At 70.7% G+C, this 509-nt stretch carries 1 pseudogene; it reads left to right on the top strand.

The window, feature by feature from the left end:
• Positions 1-144: 144 nt before the first annotated feature.
• Positions 145-509: pseudogene (locus tag IF47_RS0126975) on the top strand (ABC transporter substrate-binding protein); the annotation flags it as partial.

Genomic DNA, 509 nt, shown 5'->3' with positions numbered 1-509 from the left:
GCCCCCCCCGCCCCGGGAGCCGCTCGGCCCGCGTCAGCAGCTGCACCAGGTCATCGGGCCGACGCGGGGGTGGGGTGGGCATGCCGCTCCTAGCTCAGAGGTGCGTCCATGGTAAGAGACGCACTGGAGTTCGCATGATGGAGCCTCGAGGCGCTGGTGGACCTGGGCGTCGTACAGGGCGTCACGGGCTGGCACATCTCCTCGGTGCGCCGGGCGCTGGCGCCGAGGATCGCGCACCGCGTCCCGTATGTGTACACGGCACTGTACGAGGGCGGGGAGGACACCGCGGGCGTGTTCCTGACGAGCGAGACCCCGCGCGATCAGCTGCGGCCCGCGATGGACCTGCTGACGCACGAGCGCGGGGTGCGACGGTGGTTCGTCGTCGGTAACGACTATGTGTGGCCACGGCGTACGGCACTGGCGGCCCAGGCGTATGCCCGAGCGTCCGGCGGATGTGTCGCCGATGAGGCCTATCTCCCGCTCGGCACCCACGACTTCGAGCCGGTACT

Origin of the sequence: Streptomyces megasporus, assembly GCF_000718985.1 — a bacterium.
In the GTDB taxonomy this organism is placed as follows: Bacteria; Actinomycetota; Actinomycetes; order Streptomycetales; family Streptomycetaceae; genus Streptomyces; species Streptomyces megasporus.
Note: the sequence above shows the minus strand (reverse complement) of the source record. Positions and strands in the feature narration are given on the sequence as shown.